Genomic DNA, 20,997 nt, shown 5'->3' on the forward strand with positions numbered 1-20,997 from the left:
CATGATCCGGTACCGATCCACATTCGCCCCGGCCCGCCACGTCACCGTCAACCGGCCGTTCTCCCACACCTTGGTCAACGGCGTCACAAACCCCGGTGCCCGGTTCTCCTTCCGGGTCCAGGTCGCGATGGTCTTGGTGCCGGTCAGCCCGTGGGCGTTCTCCGTCCGCAGACCCCACTGGGTGGTAGTGCCCTCGGCCACATCGAACCGGCCCCGAGTGTTCTGCCCACCGTAGGTGGCCGTCTGCTTCCACGGCCCGTAATTCGTGGTCCCCGCAGGCGCCACCCGCCGCATGATCCGGTACCGATCCACATTCGCCCCGGCCCGCCACGTCACCGTCAACCGGCCGTTCTCCCACACCTTGGTCAACGGCGTCACAAACCCCGGCAATTGCGGCTCGCCGTATTGACTCTTCGCGGCGGCCACCAGGCGGTCCACGTTCTTGCGGATGGTCGGCAATTGGGCGTCCAGATACCGGCCCGGGCAGGCCGTGGAGTTGGTGACCTTGTGCCCCAGGATCGTGGGGACGGTCACCCTGGTGCCGTCACTCCACCGGGCGGTGCCCTTGCCCCGCTGGGTCAACGTGACATTGGCCGTCGGGTCCACGTCATACCGGTAGGCCTGCCAGGCGAGCACCTTCTCGATGGCCCGCACCATGGGTGCCGGGGCCGAGGCGACGTCGTAGTTGCCCATGGCGGAGATGCCGATGGTGTCCGAGTTGAACCCACCGGCCTGAGCGCCTTGGACGGGCTTCTCAATCGATCCGCGGCGACCCTGGAAGATGTTGCCGTACTTGTCCACCAGGAATTGGTAGCCGATGTCACCCCACGCCAGGCTGCGGGCATGGTAACTGTAGATGCCGCGGATCTGGGCGTAAGCACCGGACTCGGTGTAGTTGTTCGATCCTGCCGTGTGGTGCACGTACATCGCCTGGAGGTCCGTCGACGGGGTCCCCCAGTCCTTGACCTTGCTCTCATCGGCTCCCCACTGCGCGCGGGTGATGATCTTCGGCTTGATCGCATCGGCCGAGGCGTTCGTGTTGGCTGTGGCGGTGGCCTGCGCTGTCCCCGTGATCAGTCCCTGCTGTTCGTGGATGGCCGGGGCGAAGGTCGTGGCCTGGCCCGCGCCCAGAGAGGCGGCCGGCTCAGCGGCGGAGCCCTGGGCGGACTGCGCCGATTCCTGGCTGGCCAGGCCGGCCTGCTGCTCGATCTCCGCCAGATCCTCTGAGGCGGAGGATGCGGCCTCCAGCTTGCCGTCGGTCTCGGCCGTGCCCGGGTCGATCAGTTCCAGCTCCAGGCCGGCCGGAACCTCGCCGTCCGCCGTGGTCACCCGGACCTGGATGGCATCGCCACCGCTGGAGATCAACGGCTCGGTGCCCACGCGGTCCGCATGGGGCGCCTCATCGCCGTCGTGGATCTCCATGCTGTTCCAGTCGGTCCACTCCCCCGCTTCACGTACGCGCAGGGACACGTCAGTGACCTGGTCCACCTCTGCGATGTCCCACGTCACGCCCGCGACGATGAAGTCCATGGTCTCCACCGGCTGGGTCAGGGTTGCGATCCGCTCGACCTCGACCTCCTGCGTGGACGAGATGGCGCCGTTGAAGACGGTGTCGGTCAGTTCCTCTGCCTCGGGGGCGACTGGAGCGTCGGCGGCGGTGTCAGTGGCGGCGGCGTTGCCGTCAGCCTTGGCCCGAAGGTCCCGGATCACGACGTCGGAGGGCTGGGACTCGCTGCCCGTCGCCTGTGACGGGGTGCCGGACACGGGCGTCGACAGGGCCGAGAGCGTCGAGGACATCAGCGAGACCTCGGGCTCGGCGGCCTCGGACTCAGCGGCCGCGGCTTCGCTGGCCTCTGGTGCCGAGGTTGCCGACGGTTCGGCGAGGTCAGGGGTGTCCGTGACCGAGGGAGCCGGCGTGCTGTCAGGCGTCTGGGTGCCGTCAGGCGTCTCGGTGCTCTCAAGACCTGGTGTGTCAGGGGCTTCCGTGGCGTCAGGAGCCGGTGTCGACTCAGGGGTATCCGCCACCTCGGGGAGCGCCTCGGGGTCGATGCCGCCGAGGGCGATGGACTGCTCCTCGTCGCCCTTGACCTCGGAGGCCACCTCACCTGACTCGACGGCCGGGTCAACGGCACTCTCGCTGGTGGCGGTGGTCACCGCCGGAGCAGCAGCGGTGTCCGGCACCACGGGCATGGCCGTGGCCGGAAGGACGGTGGTGGCGGTGAGCGTGAGGGCCAGGGCAGTGGCGGCGCCGGCCTTCAGGACAGGGTGGAGCGTCCGGGACATATCAGTTTTTCCCTCAAGTGGTGCAGAGCGATGGACGTGGACGTGGGTTTCCCCTCCACGCCACAGATAGGTTATCAAGCGTTTATTGACTTGTAATCACTTTTGTCCCTTTGGTCTCAGCTTTAACACAGAGTTCACTCTGCGGTTGGCGCTGATGACAGGCCAAGCCAAGACAAGACAAAGGGACACCGGGTCGCCCTCGAGGGTGGACCCGGTGTCCCTATGCGCGTCGTCGGCGGACGGCTGTCAGAGCTCTCCGTCGATCTTAGAAATCCCAGTCATCGTCTTCCGTGGTTTCGGCCTTGCCGATCACGTAGGAGGAGCCGGAGCCGGAGAAGAAGTCATGGTTCTCATCCGCATTCGGGGACAGCGCTGAGAGGATGGCCGGATTCACGTCGGTGACGGCGGACGGGAACATCCCCTCATAGCCGAGGTTCATCAGGGCCTTGTTGGCGTTGTAGTTCAGGAACTTCTTCACGTCCTCGGCCAGGCCGACCGAGTCGTAGAGATCATGGGTGTACTGGACCTCGTTCTCGTACAGTTCGAACATGAGCTCGAAGGTGTAGTCCTTGAGCTCCTGCTGGCGCTCCGCCGACTCGTTCTCCAACCCGCGCTGGTACTTGTAGCCGATGTAGTACCCGTGCACGGCCTCGTCGCGGATGATCAGACGGATCAGGTCCGCAGTGTTGGTCAGCTTGGCGCGGGAGGACCAGTACATGGGCAGGTAGAAGCCCGAGTAGAAGAGGAAGGACTCCAGAATGGTGGAGGCCACCTTCTTCTTCAGCGGATCGTCACCATGGTAGTAGTCCAGGATGATCCGGGCCTTCTTCTGCAGGTTGGCGTTCTCCTGGGACCAACGGAACGCGTCGTCGATCTCCTTGGTGTTGGAGAGCGTGGAGAAGATCGAGGAGTAGCTCTTGGCGTGCACCGACTCCATGAACGCGATGTTCGTGTAGACGGCCTCCTCGTGGGTGGTCAGCGAGTCCGCAATGAGGGAGACGGCGCCCACTGTGCCCTGGATGGTGTCCAGCAAGGTCAGCCCGGCGAAGACCCGCATGGTGAGGGTCTTCTCGTCCTCGGACAGCGTGGCCCAGGACTGGATGTCATTGGACAGCGGCACCTTCTCCGGAAGCCAGAAGTTGGACGTCAGGCGGTTCCAGACCTCCACGTCCTTGTCATCCTGGATACGGTTCCAGTTGATTGCCTCGACGGTCTCGAGGGTCTTGACAGCGTCGGCCATCATCTCAGGTGTCGTCCTCACTTCAAGGGTGCAGTGCTGTGGGTGGTTCGTGGTTCAGTCGGGCGGGCCGCCGGGAAGGCGACCCGCCCGACCAAGGCTAGTGGCCGGCGTCGGGCCCGGAAGCCTGACGGGTCAGAGCATGCAGGAGACGCAGCCCTCGACCTCGGTGCCTTCCAGCGCGAGCTGGCGCAACCGGATGTAGTAGATGGTCTTGATGCCCTTGCGCCAGGCGTAGATCTGGGCCTTGTTCAGGTCACGGGTGGTGGCCGTGTCCTTGAAGAACAGGGTCAGGGACAGGCCCTGGTCCACGTGCTGGGTGGCGGCTGCGTAGGTGTCGATGACCTTCTCGTAGCCGATCTCGTACGCATCGTCGTAGTACTCGAGGTTCTCGTTCGTCAGGTAGGGAGCCGGGTAGTAGACGCGGCCCAGCTTGCCTTCCTTGCGGATCTCGATCTTCGAGGCGACCGGGTGGATCGAGGAGGTCGAGTTGTTGATGTAGGAGATCGAACCGGTCGGAGGCACGGCCTGCAGGTTCTGGTTGAAGATGCCGTGCTCCATGACGGAGGCCTTCAGCTCGCGCCAGTCGGCCTGGGTGGGGATGGACACGTTGGCACCGGAGAACAGCTCGGCGACCCGCGGGGTGGCCGGCTCCCAGACCTGTTCGGTGTACTTGTCGAAGAACGTCCCGGAGGCGTACGTGGAGTCCTCGAAGCCGCCGAACGTCGACCCGGTCTCCATCGCGAGGCGGTTGGAGGACCGCAGAGCGTGGAACAGCACCGTGTAGAAGTAGATGTTCGTGAAGTCGATGCCCTCTTCGGAGCCGTAGTGCACCCGCTCGCGGGCCAGGTAGCCGTGCAGGTTCATCTGGCCCAGGCCGATGGCGTGCGAGGAGTTGTTGCCCTGGACGATGGACGGCACCGAGTTGATCTCAGACATGGTGGACACCGCGGTGAGCGCCCGGATGGCCGTCTCGATGGACTTGCCGAAGTCCGGCGAGTCCATGGTCTTGGCGATGTTCATGGACCCGAGGTTGCAGGAGATGTCCTTGCCCACGGAGGCGTAGGTCAGGTCCTCGTTGAACTCCGAGGCCTCGGATACCTGGAGGATCTCGGAGCACAGGTTGGACATGGTGATCCGGCCCTTGATCGGGTTGGCCTGGTTCACCGTGTCCTCGAACACGATGTACGGGTAGCCGGACTCGAACTGGATCTCGGCGAGGGTCTGGAAGAACTCGCGGGCGTTGATCTTGGTCTTCTTGATCCGCGCGTCGTCGACCATCTCGTAGTACTTCTCCGACACCGAGATCTCGGTGAACGGCTTGCCGTAGACGCGCTGCACGTCGTACGGGCTGAAGAGGTACATGTCCTCGTTCTTCTTGGCCAGCTCGAACGTGATGTCCGGGATGACGACGCCCAGGGACAGGGTCTTGATGCGGACCTTCTCGTCCGCGTTCTCCCGCTTGGTGTCCAGGAACCGGTAGATGTCCGGGTGGTGGGCGTGCAGGTACACGGCGCCGGCGCCCTGGCGGGCACCGAGCTGGTTCGCATAGGAGAAGGAGTCTTCGAGGAGCTTCATCACCGGGATGACGCCGGAGGACTGGTTCTCGATCTGCTTGATCGGGGCGCCGTGCTCACGGATGTTGGTGAGGGACAGCGCCACGCCGCCGCCGCGCTTGGACAGCTGCAGGGAGGAGTTGATGCTGCGCGCGATGGACTCCATGTTGTCCTCGATACGCAGCAGGAAGCAGGAGACGAGCTCGCCGCGCTGGGCCTTGCCGGCGTTGAGGAAGGTCGGGGTGGCGGGCTGGAAGCGTCCGCCCACCATCTCCTCCACCAGGTCGATGGCGAGCTGCTCATCGCCCTGGGCCAGGTGCAGGGCCACCATGCAGACGCGGTCCTCATAGCGCTCCAGGTAGCGCTTGCCGTCGAAAGTCTTCAGCGCGTAGGACGTGTAGAACTTGAAGGCACCCAGGAAGGTGGGGAAACGGAACTTCAGCCCGTAGGCGCGGTCCCAGAGACTCGTCCGGAACTCCGCGGAGTACTGCTCCAGCGTCTCGGCCTCGTAGTAGTCGTGCTCCACGAGGTAGGTCAGCTTCTCGTTCAGGTCGTGGAAGAAGACGGTGTTGTTGTTGACATGCTGCAGGAAGTACTGACGGGCTGCGGCGTGGTCCGCCTCGAACTGGATCTTGCCGTCCGCACTGTAGAGGTTCAGCATGGCGTTCAGCTCGTGGTAGCCCAGGTTCTGCCATGCCGCCGGCAGCTCCTTGGCCGACCTGATCATGTCCTGCTCGGTGATAGTCATCCCCAAAACCTTTCCAATCCTTCGCGCACGGCCGTGACGTCCTCCGGCGTGCCCATGAGTTCGAATCTGTACATCAGGGTCACCTCGCACTTGCGCGCCACGATGTCCCCGGCGAGGCAGTAGGCCTCGTAGAAGTTGGTATTCCCTGCGGCAATGACGCCCCGGATCAGTTCCCGGTTCGCCTTGACGTTGAGGAATTTGATGACCTGCTTCGGCACGGCTCCGTTGCCGTCTCCCCCGCCATAGGTCGGCAGGATGAGAACGAAGGGTTCCATGGCCAGGAGGGTCGGCTCCTTGGTGATGATCGGCAACCGCGCCGCTTCACCGTCCGGCAGCTCCAGCTTGGAAACGAAGCGGTGGGTGTAGCCGGAGGCGGAGGAGAAGTAGATCAGGCGTGCAGCCGTCTGTTGTGGGGTCTGGGACCCCACAACACCTGTCGGTCTGCTCTCGCTGACCACGCTCGTCATGGTGACCTCGGGAACCTCAGGCCACCGAGGCGGCAGCGGCGGTGGCCAGCTCCTCGATCTTGTCCGGACGGAAGCCGGACCAGTGCTCGGCACCCGAGATGACGACCGGGGCCTGCATGTAGCCCAACGACCGGACGCGCTCCAGCGCCTCGGCGTCCTGGGACATGTCCACGGTCTCGTAGGCGATACCCTTCTTGTCCAGGGCGCGGTAGGTGGCATTGCACTGCACGCAAGCCGGCTTGGAGTAAACGGTGACGGTCATGGTCATTCCCCTGTCCTCGGTTACCGCGTCCGGATTGCCGGACCGGCGGGCGTTTCTGCTCTGTGGTCTGTGTTCTTGCGTCATGGCCGCGAAATCCGTCTAGGACCTGTTCAACAGGTCCCGATACCGTAGATTCCGGGTCCGCCCGGACTCTCCGGCGTGAAAACCTGCGCGGTCCGAACTGCTGACATCAATACTACATCTAGTGGTGACCGTATGGAACAACCACAAGATCCTGTCTTACATGGTTGAGATTAGTTTCCCCCAGCTCGTCCACAGGTGGTGTGGATGAACTCCTCATGAACGCACCCGCCCGGAACGCCGGAAACACGCCGATCGACGGTGGCGGGCCGGAGAACGTCCACAGGGTGTGGACGAAGAGGCCCGGTGTTGTGCACAGATTCTTTCGGTCACGCACGGCGGCGTGTCCCGTTCATGGCAGCGGCGTGTCGGCACCGTGCCGGCCTCCGGCGTCCGACCTCGTGCAGGCCTCCGGCCTCAACGACAGGACAGGGTTAGCCTCGTGGAACCACCGGAGGCACCACAGAACGGACTCCCCATGCCCACACCAGAGATACCCCGCCGCCTGGTCAACACCCAGGACCTCGCCGCTCGGGTGACAGCGACCACCACAGACACCCCAGGCACCCCCGGCAGCCCAAACACCCCAGACACCCCAGACACCACCGGCCCCGCGGGCGCGATCTGGAAACTCGAGGAGCCGGTCCGGGAGCTCGACTCGAACATCATCTCGCTGCCGGCCGGTGACGGAATCGACGCGCACCCGGGTCCGGACAACGACGTGATGATCCATGTCCTCGGCGGCTCCGGCACGCTCGGGACCGAAGACGGAGACCTGGCCCTACGGCCCGGAGACCTCCTGTGGATGCCCCGGCGTTCGATGCGCCGCTTCACCGCGGGCGGTTCCGGCCTGATCTACCACACGGTCCACGTCAGGAAGCCGGGCCTGCTGCCGACGCTGCGCCGATGACCTCACTGCCGAACTGTGCGATGGCGTCCCCGATGGACCGGTGCAGGGTGGGATAGGCCCACGGGATCCGGACCAGCTCGGCCAGCGGCACCCGGGCATGGACGGCCACCGTGAGCGCCCCGAGGATCTCCCCGGCATGGGGGCCCACCACCGCCGCGCCGACGAGCACTCCCCCACGCGCCCCGGTCCCCTTCTCTTCCGCCGTCCCTTCCGCCCGAGCCACCAGGGTGAGGTGCCCTCGGACCTCGTCGATCCAGCCCCGGCTCGAGGCCCCCAGGTCCACTCTCGCCACGTGGACCTCCGAGGCGTCGCGGCCCTGCTGCTCCGCGGCCTTCCGGGCCTGACCCTCCGAGAGCCCGACGGCGGCCACTTCCGGATCCGTGTACGTCACCCGGGGTACGGCCTGGCGGGGGAGGGGATGCGGGGACGCTCCGGCCAGGAGCTGATCCGCCACCACTGCCGCCTGAGCCATGGACGTGTGGGTGAACGGGCCCGCCCCGGTCATGTCCCCGATGGCGTACCGGCCCCGCACGGGCTGCCCGCCCTCCGTGGCCGCGCCGTCCAGGACGCGGCTCCAGTCATCCACTTCGACGGGGTCCCGCGGGGCCCGGCCGGTGGCCAGCAGCACCCGGTCCACGGTGATCCGGTCCCCCGTGGTCAGCTCCAGGTCCACGGGGCCCGCCGAGGCCGGGATGCCATGGGACGTCTCATAGCGGGAGGCCTCACCGGCCTGCACGTCCCTGATCTCCGTCCCCGTGCGGACGTCGATCCCTTCGGCCCGGAACCGCTCCGCCACGAGCTCGCCGGCCTCCGGGGTCTCGCCTGAGAGCAGCCGGTCCCCGCGCACCAGCAGGCTGACACGGACCCCGAATCCAGCCAACGCCTGCGCCAGCTCACACCCCACGGGACCACCGCCCACGATGGCGAGGGAGTCCGGGAGCGTCTCGGCCGTCACCACGTCCCGGTGGGTCCAGGTCACGGCCTCCGGCAGACCGCGCACCGGGATCCGCACCGATTCCGAGCCGGTGTTCAGGACCACCGCACGGCGGGCCGTCCAGGTCTGCGCCGCGCCGCCGTCGTTCGGGGTGACGGTGACCCTGGTGCCCTCTGAAACCGGGGCCGCGGCGGGGCCGCCCTCGATCTCGGCCCGCCCGTGGACGAAGTCGGCGCCGGTGCCGAGCAGCCGCTCCACGGCCACCCGGTCATCCCACTGGTCGGTGGCCTCCTCCCGGATGCGCTGCGCCACCCTCGCCCACGAGGCGTCCGCCCGCCGGGACTCGTGCAGCATCATCTTGGACGGGATACAGCCGTAGTACGGGCACTCCCCGCCCACCAGGTGCTCGTCCACCGCCAGCACCGACCAGCCTCCGCGCGCCAACCGTGCGGCGACGTCCTCCCCGCCGGGCCCGAGCCCGATCACGACGGCGTCGACCGTCCGGGGCGCGGCAAGGGACGTGGCAGCGGACAGCGGGTCGCGCGTGGGGATCGGGGCGGGGATCGGGGCGGGGATCGACGTCGGAACCGGGGTAGACGCTGGGGTGGAGGGGGAAGTCATGGGACCACCCTTCCATCAGCGCACCCCGGGTGGCGAGGGACGGGCCCCCGGCGTGGGCCGCAGGCGCGGGCCCGGGCTCAGCGACCGGACACCCTCCCCCCGGACGCACCCCCGCCCCTACGCTGAGCGCATGGTCACCGTTGCCGAGAACCTCATTCAGACCCTGTCCATCCATGGCGTCAAGCGCATCTACGGCCTGCCCGGCGATTCGCTCAATGCCATCACAGAGTCCCTCCGGACCCACCCCGAGATCGAGTGGGTGCACGTGCGCCACGAGGAGACCGCCGCCTTCGCCGCCGGGGCGGAGGCGGAGATGACCGGGGACGTGACGGTCTGTGCGGGCAGTTGCGGCCCCGGGAACCTGCACCTGATCAATGGTCTCTACGATGCCCAGCGCAGCCGCGTCCCGATGCTCGCGCTCGCCGCCCACATCCCCACGGAGGAGATCGGCACCACCTACTTCCAGGAGACGCACCCGCAGGAGCTGTTCCGGGAGTGCTCCGTCTATGTGGAGTACGTGGCCGATCCGAAGCAGATGCCCCGACTGCTGGAGATCGCCCTGCGCACCGCCATCGAGCAACGCGGCGTGGCCGTCCTGGTGATCCCCGGTGATGTCGCCTCGGCGGCCGCCCACGATGATCGCCGCACCCTCGTGCGGAAGGCCCGCTCCGCCGTCGTGCCCCTGCCGGACCAGTTGCAGGAGGCCGCCGACGTCCTCAACGCGGCACGGAGCGTCACCATCCTGGGCGGTGCGGGGACCACGGGAGCCCACGCCGAGGTGATGCAGCTGGCCGAGCGGCTGGCCTCGCCGATCGTACACGCGATGCGCGGCAAGGAACACCTGGAGTACGACAGCCCCTATGACGTCGGCATGACAGGCCTGCTCGGCTTCGCCAGCGGGTACAAGGCCATGTGCGAGGCGGACGCCATCCTCATGCTGGGCACGGACTTCCCCTACCCGCAGTTCTATCCGGACGATGCCCAAGTGATCCAGGTCGACATCCGTGGCGAGCAGATCGGGCGCCGGCACCCCGTGGACGTGGCCCTGGTGGGTGGGGTGCGGGAGACGGCGGCCGCGTTGGTCCCGCTGCTGGAGCAGAAGAAGGACAAGCACCTCGCGGACGCGCGGAAGCACTACGCCAAGACGCGCGCGAAGCTGGACGACCTCGCCACCCCGGCACGGAAGGGCGCAGCGGTCCACCCGCAGTACCTGGCACGGCGGATCAGCGCGCTGGCGGCCGAGGACGCCGTGTTCATCCCCGACGTCGGCTCCCCCGTGGTCTACGCCGCCCGCTACCTCGAGATGAACGGACGACGCCGGCTGCTCGGCTCGTTCTCGCACGGCTCCATGGCGAACGCGGTCCCGCAGGCGATCGGGGTGCTGGCCCAGGACCGCGCCCGGCAGACCGTCACGCTCTCCGGCGACGGCGGGTTGACCATGCTGCTGGGTGACCTGCTCACGCTGGTGCAGATGAAGCTGCCGGCGAAGGTGGTGGTGTTCAACAACTCATCCCTGAATTTCGTCGAGCTTGAGATGAAGGCCGCCGGGCAGCTGCCCTTCGCCACGAGCCTGGAGAACCCCGACTTCGCCGCCGTGGCCCGGGCGATGGGCATCAAGGGCATCCGGGTGGAGGACTCAGGTGACGTGGATGCGGCCCTCACGGAGGCCTTCGCGCACGACGGCCCGGCTCTCGTGGACGTGGTGACCGACCCGCAGGAACTCACCATTCCGCCGGCCATCCAGTTCGAGCAGGCCAAGGGTTTCGCGCTGTACTCCCTCCGCACCGTCCTCTCGGGCCGCGGCGACGAGCTGTTCGACCTGGCGAAGACCAATCTGCGGCGGTTGTTCTAGTCCCGTCCCGGCTAGGGTTGCCGCGTGGACCGCACGCCGAAGAACCTCCTGCTCACCTACGTCCTGTGTGTGACACTCGGGTTGGTGGGGGCGCACCGGTTCTACCTGGGGCATCGTGCTCTCGGGGTGGTGTACCCGATACTGACCGTGGCCGGCCTCGCCAGTGCTCCGTGGGGCATCGGGTTCGTGTTCGGCGGGTTGGTGCTCCTGCTGTGCCTACTCGACCTGGTGCGCCTGCCCGGACTCGTCCGGCGGGCCGACGGCGGACTCAACTAGGCAGCTCCGGCCATCCCGGTGAGTACCGAACGGTGAAGTACCGGGTGGTGCGCCGGCTCCCCGATCCCGAAGATCAGCGGCGCTGGTTGTCCTGACGCAATGACTGCAGCTCGGCCACCGTGGCGGCCGTGTTCTGCGAGGTCCGCACCATGGCGATGTAGAACTCGATGGTGACCCGCATCAGCACCAGCATGATGAAACCGGGGAGTCGCCGGCGGCACCCTGAACCGTCCCGGGTTCTCTGCCGCTACTTTGCGGGTTCGGGCTCTCGGGTGAGGGCCTCGTAGTGGAGCGTCTCGAACTCTACTGGGGTGATCATTCCCAGGGTGCCGTGGAGGCGCCTGTTGTTGTACCAGTCGACCCAGCCGGCCGTTGCAAACTCGACGTCCGAGAGGGTCCTGAACGGGCCGGAATGGAAGACCGTGGTGCGGATGCACTCGGTCTTGTACAAGCCGTTGACCGTCTCCATGAGGGCGTTATCGTATGCATCGCCCACGGTTCCGATCGACGGGGCGATGCCCTCGAGGTCGAGGTGCTCGGTGTATCGGATCGCGGTGTATTGCGATCCGGCGTCGCTGTGATGGATCAAATCCCCCGGTGAGACGGGGTGTCCTTCCCGGTCGCGTTGCCACAGCGCGATCCCCAGCGGGGTCATGACCAGGTCCACGCGCATGCTGGTCGATGCGTGCCAGCCCACGATCCGCTGGGCGAACACGTCCAGGACGAACGCGACGTAGACGAACCCCGCCCAGGTCCGCACGTAGGTGAAGTCGGTGACCCACACCAGGTTCGGCGCCGGGGCCGTGAAGTCACGATTGAGCATGTCACCAGCACGCTTTCCATCTGCTCCGGGGATGGTGGTGCGCAGCTTCTTCGCCCGGACGATGCCCTCGAGGCCAAGGGTGCGCATGGCCCGGTCGACCGCACCCCGAGAAGCACCTACGAAGCCCGGTTGGCGTCGGATCAGGGCGAGCATCTTGCGTCGCCCATAGAGTCCCTCCGGGGTCATCTGACGACAACCGGTGACCTCGTTGAACTCCCAGGCGAGCTCACGGATCTTGTCTTCGACCAGGGCGTCGGTGACGGTGCGGTCGGCGATACGGGCGGGGTTCTTCCAGGCCCGGTAGGTCCGTGCAGCGATCTGCAGGCCCTGCTGGCGCAGGACCCGGAGGATCGACTCGACTGCGTGGCCCTCGGCTCTCATCTCGTCGATGAACGCGATGATCAACGGTTGCGGGGGTCGAGCTCCCCCGCGAAGAAAATCGAGGCCCGGCGCAGGATCTCGTTATCCTCCCGCAACCGCCGGTTCTCGGCCTTGAGCCGCTTGACCTCGGCAGACTCCTCACTGGTGACACCAGGTCGGGTTCCGTCGTCGACCTCGGCCTGCGCGAGCCAGCGCCGCACGGACTCACGCGAGACGCCCTCCTGGCGGGCGACCGCGGTGACCGCGGCGGTCTGAGTGGGGTACTCCTGCTGGTGCTCACGCACCAAGCGCACGCACCTCGCGCGCAGCTGGGCATCGATCTTCTTCGGCATGCTGTCCATCCTTCCGGACTCAAACAGCAGCGGCATCAAACCTGGGGCGGTTCACCCAGCGTTAGCCTGCGCCCGTCACCAGGTGGCGGCGACGAAGCCGTGCAGGTCGGCCTCCAGCTCAATCCGTGAGCGCATCAGCTCGGCGACCAGGCCGGCGTCGAGCGCACTACGCAACCGGTCCCGGGGCACGGAGACGGTCATCCCGGCCACCGCTGCGCCCGAACTGTCCCGGACGGCCACGCCGACTGCCCCGACGCCCTCCTCGGTGCCCTGGTCGTTGACGGCGAAGCCGCGGATCCGGATCATTGCCAGCTCGGCGGCGAGCCGCGTGTGGGATTTCGCGTCGAAGGGGCTGCCGACCAGCTCGGCCTGCTGGCGGTACAGCTGTTCGACCGCCGCCGAGTCCATCGACGCGAGCAGGGCCTTCCCACCCGAGGCCGCGGCGGCCGGCAGGGCCACGCCCTGGCGGTCACCCACTCGAACAGATTTGCCTCCCTCCACGGAGGCCAGGAAACGCACTTCGGTCCCCGCACGCACCATCAGGTTGGCCGTCTCCCGCAGCCGACCGGCCAGCATCTCCAGGTGCGGGTAGCTTCGGTGACGCAGCTCAGCCGTCCAGGGAACCCCCACCGGCGGCAGGCCCAGTGCCGGGCCCGGGATGTAGCGCCGGGAGGCATCCTGGACGGCGTACCCGCGGTAGACGAGCATCGCCATGAGGCGGTGTGCCGTGGAGACGGAGACTCCCAATAGCCGGGCGGCAACACTGATACGTATCCGGCCGTAGTCACGCACCATCTCCATCAGGGTCAGGGCGTGGTCCACAGACTCGACGGGATACCTCGGCGGCTGCCGCAGGGACGACGTTTTCTGCACAGTAGATCATTCTGGCACCGTTCGTGTGCGGAGGTTCACAGTAGATCTATGATCCAGCGCACATCCGCCTCGGGCGCGCCCTCCACGGCGTCCCGCCGACAGGCCGACACCACCGTCCAGGGCTCACCGCAGGGCAGCGGACTGTCCCGCCGCCAGGCCACCCTGGCCGTGGTGGTCTGCTGGCTCCTCGTGGTCTTCGACGGCTACGACCTCATCGTCTTCGGCACCGTCCAGACCTCGCTGCTGGAGGACACCGGCTGGGGACTGGACAACACCTCCCTCGGGCTCATGGGATCCATGGCGTTCGTCGGGATGATGATCGGCGCCCTGCTGGCCGGGCGGATGGCCGATTCCTGGGGCCGGCGCCGCACCATCCTGGCGTGCGCCGTCACGTTCTCGATCTTCACCATCCTCTGCGCCTTCGCTCCGAGCGCCTGGGTCTTCGGCGTTTTCCGGCTGCTGGCCGGGATCGGCCTCGGCGGCCTGGTGCCCTCGGCCAACGCCATGGTGGCCGAGCTGGTCCCCGAACGCTGGCGCTCCTCCATCGCCACCTTGATGATGTCCGGCGTCCCGATCGGCGGTTCCCTGGCCGCCCTCATCGGCATCCCCCTGATCCCGGCCCTGGGCTGGCAGTCGATGTTCCTCGTGGCCGTCCTGGCCCTCGTCATCGTGGTCCCGATGGGTTTGGCCTACCTCCCCGAGACCCTGCCGTCCGAAGCCGCGGACCGGGATCGTCCCGAAGCCTCTCAGGCCACTGGCGGTGCGGCGAAGGCCGGCGGTTTCTCCCTGTTGCTCCGTGATCCCTTCCTTTTGGCCTCCATCATGTTCGCCCTGGCCACCCTGGCCACGCTGTTCGCGTGGTATGGACTCGGCACGTGGCTGCCGCGCGCCATGGAAGCCCAGGGCTATGACCTCGGTTCCGCCCTGACCTTCTCGCTGTCCCTGAACATCGGTGCCGTGCTCGGCTCGATCGTCACCGCCTGGGCCGGCGACCGCTTCGGCGCTGTCCGTTCCGGCGTCATCGCCGCCGCCCTGGCCGGCGTGGCCCTGCTGAGCCTGCTGCTCTCGCCGCCGGTGTGGCTCGTGTACGTGATCCTGATGGTGGCCGGCGTCGGGACGCACGGCACACAGTGCCTGATCATCGCGGCCGTGGCCAACCACTACCCGGGGCACCTGCGCGGCACGGCCCTCGGCTGGGCCCTGGGCGTGGGGCGCCTGGGTGCCGTGACGGCCCCGCTGGTGGCCGGATTCCTGCTCGACGGCGGCTTCGGCGCCGGCTCGATCTTCGTCGCGTTCGGGGTGGCGGCCCTGGTGGCAGCGGTGTTGTTGGCCGTCATCATCGCTCAGGGCAACGGTGGCCGCACGGCGGCCCGTGGGTCAGTTGCCCCGGAGCCTGCCGCTCAGGAGCGGGTCGAGCAGGTGCGGATAGCACCGTAGCCGTGGGCAGGACTTCCACCGTCCGGTACAGTCCAGCCATTCCGCCGATTTCTCCGCGGGCCAGGGATTCATCTTCACTGTGCTCGATCCGACTGGCCGATGCACTCATCGAGTGGATCGCCGCCGACTGGCCCTGGACGCGCTGGGACCGGTGCGGTCGCTGAGAGACTGCACGACCAGAACCCAGATGTTCACGGCGGCCCGGCCTACCGCAGCAGACCGTCACGCAGGGCGCGGAGTACCGCATTCGTCCGGTCCCGCGCTCCCAGTTTCAGGAGGATGGTGGAGACGTGGTTCTTCACCGTGCCCTCGGCGAGAAACAGTGCTTGGGCGATCTGCCGGTTGGGGTATCCCTCGGCCATCAGCCGCAGCACCTCCTGTTCCCGTTCGGTGAGGTCCTGGGCGGGCACCGCAGCCTCCGGCGTGGGGACAGTCCCAGTGCGGATCGCCCGCAGCAACCGATCGGTGATGGACGGGGCGATGAGGGTTCCGCCGTCGGCCAGGGTCTGCACCGCATGGGTGAGCTGTTCGACCGTCACGTCCTTGAGCAGATATCCGCGAGCGCCGGACTGGAGGGCGTCCAGCACCAGGGTGTCATCGTCGAAGGTCGTCAGTACCAGCACGGGAACCTCGATCCCCCGGTTCCGAAGTTGCCGCAGGGTCCACAGCCCGTCGTAGCGAGGCATCCGCAAATCCAGGAGCACGACGTCGGGCGCCTCCCGGGCGATCACATCCAGTGCCGCAGCGCCGTCGTCCGCCTCCCCCACCACCTCGACGTGCGCGATGTCCAACAGAGTGCGGATCCCGTGCCGCACGAGGGTCTGGTCGTCGACGACCACAACGCGGGTCATGCGGACGGCACCCGGGCGACGACGCGGAACCCCTGGCCCGGGGTGCCGCGGACGCTGGCCGTAGGTCTCACGGGCATGGTGCGTCCTCGACTGTCGCCGCCTGTGCTGTCTGCACTGTCCACTGTGAAGCCGAACTCCGCCGTGCCGCCCAGCATCTCGAACCGTTCGGCGATCCCCCGCAGTCCGTTCCCAGCTGCGGCCGAGTTCAGGGGCCCACACCCATCGTCCTCGGCCGTGAGCACCACGACGCTGTTGAGACGCTCATCTTCGCCGTCCAGCCCCACGGTGATCCACAATCGGGTGGCATCAGCGTGGCGGAGGGTGTTGGTCGTGACCTCCTGCACGGTGCGTACCAGGGCCTCGGTCCGTGCCTCGTCCCGGCTCAGACCCGGCTCCACCTCGAGTTCCACGTGCAGGCCCGGCAGGCCTGCCACCACTCCTTCCAAGGCATCGGCCAGGTCGGTCGGCTCGGTGCGCAGCTGATCCACGGTCGCGCGCAGATCCGCGAGCAGCTCCCGGGCCACGGTGCCGGCCCGCTCAACGTGCTCCCTCCCCGGCTCCGGGGTCCGGTGCCTGGCCGCCTCCAATTCGAGGGCGAGGACCGTGAGCTGGTGACCGATAGTGTCATGCAGGTCCCGCGAGATCCGCAGCCGTTCGGCGGCGCGGGCGTTCACCGCCAACACGGCGGAGGCGGCCCGCAGGTCCACGTGGGCCCGGGCCAGCTCACGGCGCTGCCGTTGTTCACGGATCAGGGTCACGGTACTCAGCAGGGTCGCGACCTGGATCATCAGGTAGAACCCCAGGAACAGCCCGAGCTCCATCAGGGCGGATTCCGTGAGGTCGCCGTCCCCCTGGGGCGCGGCCTCCTGCACGGCATCCACCGTGAGCACCACTGTGTTGAGCCCGACCAGAACGAGCCCGCCCCCTACGGGTACCAGGTAGGCGCTGATGGCGGCGGTCAGTACGAGGAGGATATTCAGCAGTCCCATCCCCGGGGCGGTCAGCACCAGCACCCAGGAGAACACGACGGCGGCCATGAACCCGATCAGGTCCACTCGCCGCCCCAGGCCGGAGACCGCCGCGATGAGGCTGAGCAGGAAGACGATAAACAGGCTGGTCCACAGGGTGCGGTGGATCGACGGCTCGGCCGCTCCGAACAGGACCGGGGACGCTACGGCGATGGCCACGACGAGCATCGCCAGTCCCGACCAGATCTCGTACCCGTACCGCTGGCTCATCCCCAGAGTCTAGAAGGGCATGGGGTGCCGGCACCCGTGCCGATGGTCATGGGTGGTCGCCCAGCACGGTGATGACGGGCGGCACCTGTGCGCACGGCCCGTGATGCCTAGCGTCAGGACCATGACCATTCCAGCCCCAGCACCGGCCATCCTTGCCGAGAACCTGCGCAAGTCCTACCGCGGCAGGAGAGCCGTGGACGGCATCACCCTGTCCGTTCAACCCGGTGAGGTGATGGGAGTCCTCGGGGCCAACGGCGCCGGCAAGACCACCACCGTGGAGATGATCGCCGGACTGCGCACGCCGGAGGCCGGCACCGTCCGGGTCCTCGGGCTCGACCCCCGGCATGATCGCGGTGCGGTACGTCAGGTCCTCGGCGTTCAATTGCAACAGTCCTACCTGCACGGGGCGCTGACCGTGGCCGAGCTCGTGGACCTGTACCGCAGCTTCTACCCCGACCCGGTCCCGGCGGAGGAGCTCGTCGACCGCGTGGGCCTCGGCGCACAGCGCCGGACCCGGTTCGAGAAGCTCTCCGGCGGCCAGCAACAGCGGGTCTCCATCGCGCTCGCGCTGGCCGGCCGCCCGCGCGTCGTGATCCTGGACGAGTTGACCACGGGACTGGACCCGCGGGCGCGCCGCCGGCTGTGGTCCCTGGTCGAGCAGATGTGCGATGACGGCGTGACCGTGCTACTCGTCAGCCATGCCATGGATGAGGTGGAGCACCTGTGTGACCGGCTCGTCGTCCTCGACGCCGGACGCGTCATCGCCCGCGGCACCCCTGGCGAGATCACCTCCGCCACTGGGATGCCCTCACTGGAGGAGGCCTTCCTGGCCCTGACCGGGCGGGATCTCGACGAGGACGACGACGGCTCGACAGAGAAATCCACCACGGAAGCCGAGGCCCACTGATGACAACCGCCACCCTTCATCCGCCCACGGCACGACGTCCCGGCCCGAAGTCCTGGCTGGCCCTGGTGGGAGCCGAGGCGAAGATGGTCACCCGGGACACCTCCGGACTCATCATCCCGTTGGGCCTCCCCCTGCTGATCCTGGTCATGAGCGCCGCACCGGCCTCCCAAGAAGTCATCGTCAACGGACGCACTGCGCTGGACCTGTTCGTGCTTCCGCTGGTGCTGACCGTCATCATCGCGACCATCGGCATCATCAACATGCCCAGCTTCTTGGCCTACTACCGCCGCTCTGGAATCCTGCGCCGACTGGCCGTCACCCCGGCGTCTCCGGCGATGGTGCTGGTGGCACAGGCGGTGGTGAGCCTCCTGCAGGCCGTGCTCGGACTGGCCTTGGCCCTGGCCGTGGCGTTCTGGGGGTTCGGGGCGAACCCGCCCGCTCACCTGTGGGCCGGCGTCGGGATCTTCCTGCTGGCCCTGGCCGCGATGTATGCGCTGGGGATGATGGTGGCCGCCGTTGCCCCGACGCCGAACTCGGCCGTCGCCATCGGCCTGGTCCTGTTCTTCGCCTTCGGCGCCCTGGGAGGGTTGTTCGGTGGGGTGCAGATGCTGCCTGACGCGCTGGCGCCGCTGGCCGACTGGCTGCCGTTCGGGGCCGCGGTCCAGTCGTTGGGATCGGCGTGGGCCGGCGTGGCCGTTGAGATGACGCACCTCGTCAGCCTGGCCACCACCACGGTGATCGGCACCGGGGTGGCGATCTGGCTGTTCCGCTGGGAGTAGGACGGCAGCGTCAGGGACTCCTGGGAACCTTGACCGCGATCACCGGGACGGAGGCGCCCAATAGGATCTCCTGGGCGTTCGAGCCGAGCAGCAGCTTGCCCACCGGACTGCGGTGCTTGATACCGACCACGATCACGGACGCGTTCAGTTCCTCGGCCACGTCCAGCAGGTCACCGGCGGCATCTCGACCGCGGGCATCCGGCTGACGGTGCGTGATCGCGAGGCCCGCCAGCGCAGGATGGTCGGCCAGTCCGGCAACGGAGTCTGAGGCTCCGGACCCACCCTCGCCGCCGTCGAGGTCGAAGATGATGAGATCCTCACCCCGGCGCGTGGCCTCGGCCCCCGCGAAATCCACGGCCGCCCGGCCCTCCGGGCTACCCGTCCGCCCCACCAATACCGACATGCCGACTCCCTCCGGTGTGCGGACGCGTCACCGCGACGTCCCGCCCTTCGTCCACGAATGTGACTCAGGATACATTTCCCTGTAGACAAGGGGAGCACCAGCCCATGAGCCAGTCCAGAGGGGGACGTCCAGCATGGCAGCTGACCATCACGCCACATCAGGTAAACCCGGCATCGGCATGATCATCTATGGCGTGATAGCCGCCCTGGTGATCGGGGCGGCGTCGTTCTTCTCGATCCAGTCGGCCACCGCCGGGGCGGACCTTCGCAGCAATCTGACCCTGATCGCGCCGGCGGGCGCCGGCGGCGGCTGGGATGGGTTCACCCGCTCCCAGCAGTCCGCGATGCGCGTCAACGGGATCGTCAACAACGCCCAGGTCGTCAACATCCCGGGCGCCGGCGGCACCATCGGCCTCGGCCGGTTCAGCACCATGCACGGCCAGGCCGACACCCTCATGGCCACCGGCTCGGTGATGCTCGGGGGGATCGAACTGAACAACTCCCCCGTGGACCTCTCAGACGTGCGGCCCATCGCCCGACTCTCAGACGACTTCGATGCGATCGTCGTCCCGGCCGATTCACCCTATGAGACGATCGACGACCTGGTGGCGGACTGGCGGAAGGATCCCGCGTCCTTCCCGTGGACCGGCGGTTCGGTCGGCTCCATCGATCACCTGATCATCGCCGAGCTGGCCCTGGAGGCAGGCATCGATCCGGCCGAGATCACCTACATCCCGAAGACCTCCGGCGGGGAGGCGATCCAGACCATCGCCTCCGGCACCGCGAAGGCGGCGACCTCCGGATACAACGAGTTCGCGGACCAGATCGAAGCCGGCCGGATCAGGGCCTTGGGCATCTCCAGTCCTGAGCGGCTCGACGGCGTGGACGTCCCCACCATCACCGAGCAGGGGTATGACGTGGTGATGGCCAATTGGCGCGGCATGCTCGCCGCTCCGGGCATCACCGATGAGCAGTTCGAGGAGCTCGAGGCCATCGTCACGGAGACCACCCAGACGCCCGAGTGGCGTCAGGCCCTCGAGGACAACCAGTGGACCGACTCCTTCATGATCGGCGAGGAGTTCGAACAGTTCATCGCCGAGGACCAGGAGAAGATCGCCGCCCTGATCGAGGAGTTGGACCTGTGAGTCAGTCCCAGCCCAGCGCCCCCTCGCACCCCGTGGGCGACGCCGGCTCCCCCGCCGCCCGCGGTTGGTGGCACGGACGCAGCGGCCTCTTCCTCGCCGCCTTCATGGCGGCCTTCTCCACGTACCTGCTGGTCGGCATTCTCACCATGGCCGTCCCGGACGGCGCCGATGCCCCCGGACCGCAGTTCGTCCCCCTGATCATCACGGTGGCCGGGTACATCCTCGCCGTCTTGCTGGCCGTTCACTACATCCGCACGCCCGAACCGGCGGTCACCCCCACCTTCACCGCCGAGGACGATGCGACGGAGGAGGAGCGGCGCGCGGCAGAGGCCGCCGCGACCGTGCAGTACCGGACCTTCTCGGACTGGTACGCCGTGGGCTGGAGCGTCGCCGGGTTCCTGGCCTTCGCACTGTTCCTGAACGTGCTCGGCTGGATCCTCGGCGCGGCACTGCTCTTCTGGTGCGTGGCGCACGGGATCGGCAGCCGACGCCACCTCTTCGTCGCCAGCCTGGGCCTGCTGCTGAGCAGTTTCATCTATCTGGCCTTCGACGTCGGGCTGGGCCTGTCCCTGCCCTCCGGCCTGCTGGGAGGGGTGTTCTGA

At 67.6% G+C, this 20,997-nt stretch carries 20 protein-coding genes; 8 read left to right on the forward strand and 12 right to left on the reverse strand.

The features are described from left to right. The 5 genes from AB0333_RS14185 to nrdH all read right to left on the reverse strand — a co-directional run. Nucleotides 1–2,283: N-acetylmuramoyl-L-alanine amidase (locus tag AB0333_RS14185; protein WP_366219338.1), on the reverse strand; the 2,283-nt coding region annotated here is incomplete at its 3' end. Between the two features lie 265 nt (nt 2,284–2,548). Beyond that, nucleotides 2,549–3,523 carry a class 1b ribonucleoside-diphosphate reductase subunit beta gene (gene nrdF / locus AB0333_RS14190; protein WP_366219414.1) on the reverse strand — a complete coding sequence of 325 codons (975 nt, stop codon included), beginning with the start codon at nt 3,521–3,523 and terminating at the stop codon, nt 2,549–2,551. Nucleotides 3,524–3,655: 132 nt separating this feature from the next. After that, on the reverse strand, nt 3,656–5,824 hold the full coding sequence (gene nrdE, locus AB0333_RS14195; RefSeq protein ID WP_366219339.1) for a class 1b ribonucleoside-diphosphate reductase subunit alpha: 2,169 nt from the start codon (nt 5,822–5,824) through the stop codon (nt 3,656–3,658). Then, on the reverse strand, nt 5,821–6,291 hold the full coding sequence (gene nrdI / locus AB0333_RS14200; RefSeq protein WP_366219340.1) for a class Ib ribonucleoside-diphosphate reductase assembly flavoprotein NrdI: 471 nt from the start codon (nt 6,289–6,291) through the stop codon (nt 5,821–5,823). Before nrdI ends, nrdE begins: the two co-directional genes overlap by 4 nt. A gap of 16 nt (nt 6,292–6,307) precedes the next feature. After that, nucleotides 6,308–6,553: a glutaredoxin-like protein NrdH gene (gene nrdH, locus AB0333_RS14205; protein ID WP_188806757.1), complete on the reverse strand. Its 246-nt coding sequence runs from the start codon at nt 6,551–6,553 to the stop codon at nt 6,308–6,310. A 559-nt stretch (nt 6,554–7,112) separates the two neighbouring features. Between nrdH and AB0333_RS14210 the strand changes: the two genes are divergently transcribed. Next, nucleotides 7,113–7,544 carry a cupin domain-containing protein gene (locus AB0333_RS14210; protein WP_366219341.1) on the forward strand — a complete coding sequence of 144 codons (432 nt, stop codon included), beginning with the start codon at nt 7,113–7,115 and terminating at the stop codon, nt 7,542–7,544. Here the strand turns inward: AB0333_RS14210 and AB0333_RS14215 are convergent. Further along, a complete protein-coding gene (locus AB0333_RS14215) occupies nt 7,507–9,099 on the reverse strand; it encodes an NAD(P)/FAD-dependent oxidoreductase (protein WP_366219342.1) in 1,593 nt (530 codons plus the stop codon). The two genes, AB0333_RS14210 and AB0333_RS14215, sit on opposite strands and share 38 nt — an antisense overlap. Nucleotides 9,100–9,229: 130 nt before the next feature. Between AB0333_RS14215 and poxB the strand changes: the two genes are divergently transcribed. Together poxB and AB0333_RS14225 are read left to right on the forward strand one after the other, a co-directional pair. Continuing rightward, nucleotides 9,230–10,951 (forward strand): ubiquinone-dependent pyruvate dehydrogenase, encoded by a 1,722-nt coding sequence (poxB, locus tag AB0333_RS14220; RefSeq protein ID WP_366219343.1) that lies wholly within the window; start codon nt 9,230–9,232, stop codon nt 10,949–10,951. Between the two features lie 24 nt (nt 10,952–10,975). Next, the gene (locus AB0333_RS14225; RefSeq protein ID WP_366219344.1) at nt 10,976–11,227 is read left to right on the forward strand and encodes a TM2 domain-containing protein; all 252 of its coding nucleotides are present in this window, start codon (nt 10,976–10,978) and stop codon (nt 11,225–11,227) included. A 73-nt stretch (nt 11,228–11,300) separates the two neighbouring features. Here AB0333_RS14225 and AB0333_RS14230 read toward each other — a convergent pair whose 3' ends face one another. The 3 genes from AB0333_RS14230 to AB0333_RS14240 all read right to left on the reverse strand — a co-directional run bounded on the left by AB0333_RS14230 (nt 11,301) and on the right by AB0333_RS14240 (nt 13,636). After that, a complete protein-coding gene (locus AB0333_RS14230) occupies nt 11,301–11,408 on the reverse strand; it encodes a DUF4282 domain-containing protein (protein ID WP_245952067.1) in 108 nt (35 codons plus the stop codon). A gap of 66 nt (nt 11,409–11,474) precedes the next feature. After that, nucleotides 11,475–12,763 (reverse strand): IS3 family transposase gene (locus tag AB0333_RS14235; protein ID WP_366219346.1). Its coding sequence is split into 2 segments (ribosomal slippage): nt 11,475–12,490 and nt 12,490–12,763, totalling 1,290 coding nucleotides; the frame shifts between segments, so codons are not numbered across the junction. A 75-nt stretch (nt 12,764–12,838) separates the two neighbouring features. Then, nucleotides 12,839–13,636, reverse strand: coding sequence for an IclR family transcriptional regulator (locus AB0333_RS14240; protein WP_366219347.1), 798 nt, complete (start codon nt 13,634–13,636; stop codon nt 12,839–12,841). 48 nt (nt 13,637–13,684) lie between these two features. On the opposite strand from AB0333_RS14240, the gene AB0333_RS14245 reads away from it, so the two are divergent. Continuing rightward, nucleotides 13,685–15,073 (forward strand): aromatic acid/H+ symport family MFS transporter, encoded by a 1,389-nt coding sequence (locus AB0333_RS14245; RefSeq protein WP_366219348.1) that lies wholly within the window; start codon nt 13,685–13,687, stop codon nt 15,071–15,073. Between the two features lie 206 nt (nt 15,074–15,279). On the opposite strand, the gene AB0333_RS14250 is transcribed toward AB0333_RS14245, so the two are convergent. Further along, nucleotides 15,280–15,924: a response regulator transcription factor gene (locus AB0333_RS14250; protein WP_366219349.1), complete on the reverse strand. Its 645-nt coding sequence runs from the start codon at nt 15,922–15,924 to the stop codon at nt 15,280–15,282. Next, entirely contained in the window at nt 15,921–17,162 is a 1,242-nt protein-coding gene (locus AB0333_RS14255) for a histidine kinase (protein ID WP_366219350.1), read from the reverse strand. The genes AB0333_RS14250 and AB0333_RS14255 overlap by 4 nt, the downstream gene beginning before the upstream one ends. A gap of 121 nt (nt 17,163–17,283) precedes the next feature. On the opposite strand from AB0333_RS14255, the gene AB0333_RS14260 reads away from it, so the two are divergent. Together AB0333_RS14260 and AB0333_RS14265 are read left to right on the forward strand one after the other, a co-directional pair. Next, nucleotides 17,284–18,069 carry an ABC transporter ATP-binding protein gene (locus AB0333_RS14260; protein WP_366219352.1) on the forward strand — a complete coding sequence of 262 codons (786 nt, stop codon included), beginning with the start codon at nt 17,284–17,286 and terminating at the stop codon, nt 18,067–18,069. Then, nucleotides 18,069–18,848, forward strand: coding sequence for an ABC transporter permease (locus tag AB0333_RS14265; RefSeq protein ID WP_115931150.1), 780 nt, complete (start codon nt 18,069–18,071; stop codon nt 18,846–18,848). The genes AB0333_RS14260 and AB0333_RS14265 overlap by 1 nt, the downstream gene beginning before the upstream one ends. Nucleotides 18,849–18,858: 10 nt before the next feature. Here AB0333_RS14265 and AB0333_RS14270 read toward each other — a convergent pair whose 3' ends face one another. Then, nucleotides 18,859–19,251, reverse strand: a complete 393-nt coding sequence (locus AB0333_RS14270; protein ID WP_366219353.1) for a universal stress protein — start codon at nt 19,249–19,251, stop codon at nt 18,859–18,861. A gap of 133 nt (nt 19,252–19,384) precedes the next feature. Between AB0333_RS14270 and AB0333_RS14275 the strand changes: the two genes are divergently transcribed. Together AB0333_RS14275 and AB0333_RS14280 are read left to right on the forward strand one after the other, a co-directional pair. Further along, the gene (locus AB0333_RS14275; RefSeq protein WP_245952065.1) at nt 19,385–20,395 is read left to right on the forward strand and encodes a tripartite tricarboxylate transporter substrate binding protein; all 1,011 of its coding nucleotides are present in this window, start codon (nt 19,385–19,387) and stop codon (nt 20,393–20,395) included. Next, nucleotides 20,392–20,997 (forward strand): tripartite tricarboxylate transporter TctB family protein, encoded by a 606-nt coding sequence (locus tag AB0333_RS14280; RefSeq protein ID WP_366219355.1) that lies wholly within the window; start codon nt 20,392–20,394, stop codon nt 20,995–20,997. Before AB0333_RS14275 ends, AB0333_RS14280 begins: the two co-directional genes overlap by 4 nt.

The sequence above is a fragment of the Citricoccus sp. NPDC079358 genome, assembly GCF_040702545.1.
Classification (GTDB): domain Bacteria; phylum Actinomycetota; class Actinomycetes; order Actinomycetales; family Micrococcaceae; genus Citricoccus.

Coding starts and splice junctions, on each gene's coding strand:
- nrdF (WP_366219414.1), bottom strand. CDS start 3,523: ATGGCCGACGCTGTCAAGACCCTCGAGACCGTCGAGGCAATCAACTGG.
- AB0333_RS14210 (WP_366219341.1), top strand. CDS start 7,113: ATGCCCACACCAGAGATACCCCGCCGCCTGGTCAACACCCAGGACCTC.
- AB0333_RS14245 (WP_366219348.1), top strand. CDS start 13,685: ATGATCCAGCGCACATCCGCCTCGGGCGCGCCCTCCACGGCGTCCCGC.
- AB0333_RS14275 (WP_245952065.1), top strand. CDS start 19,385: ATGGCAGCTGACCATCACGCCACATCAGGTAAACCCGGCATCGGCATG.
- nrdI (WP_366219340.1), bottom strand. CDS start 6,291: ATGACGAGCGTGGTCAGCGAGAGCAGACCGACAGGTGTTGTGGGGTCC.
- nrdE (WP_366219339.1), bottom strand. CDS start 5,824: ATGACTATCACCGAGCAGGACATGATCAGGTCGGCCAAGGAGCTGCCG.
- poxB (WP_366219343.1), top strand. CDS start 9,230: ATGGTCACCGTTGCCGAGAACCTCATTCAGACCCTGTCCATCCATGGC.
- AB0333_RS14260 (WP_366219352.1), top strand. CDS start 17,284: ATGACCATTCCAGCCCCAGCACCGGCCATCCTTGCCGAGAACCTGCGC.
- AB0333_RS14265 (WP_115931150.1), top strand. CDS start 18,069: ATGACAACCGCCACCCTTCATCCGCCCACGGCACGACGTCCCGGCCCG.
- nrdH (WP_188806757.1), bottom strand. CDS start 6,553: ATGACCGTCACCGTTTACTCCAAGCCGGCTTGCGTGCAGTGCAATGCC.
- AB0333_RS14215 (WP_366219342.1), bottom strand. CDS start 9,099: ATGACTTCCCCCTCCACCCCAGCGTCTACCCCGGTTCCGACGTCGATC.
- AB0333_RS14270 (WP_366219353.1), bottom strand. CDS start 19,251: ATGTCGGTATTGGTGGGGCGGACGGGTAGCCCGGAGGGCCGGGCGGCC.
- AB0333_RS14230 (WP_245952067.1), bottom strand. CDS start 11,408: ATGCGGGTCACCATCGAGTTCTACATCGCCATGGTGCGGACCTCGCAG.
- AB0333_RS14250 (WP_366219349.1), bottom strand. CDS start 15,924: ATGACCCGCGTTGTGGTCGTCGACGACCAGACCCTCGTGCGGCACGGG.
- AB0333_RS14255 (WP_366219350.1), bottom strand. CDS start 17,162: ATGAGCCAGCGGTACGGGTACGAGATCTGGTCGGGACTGGCGATGCTC.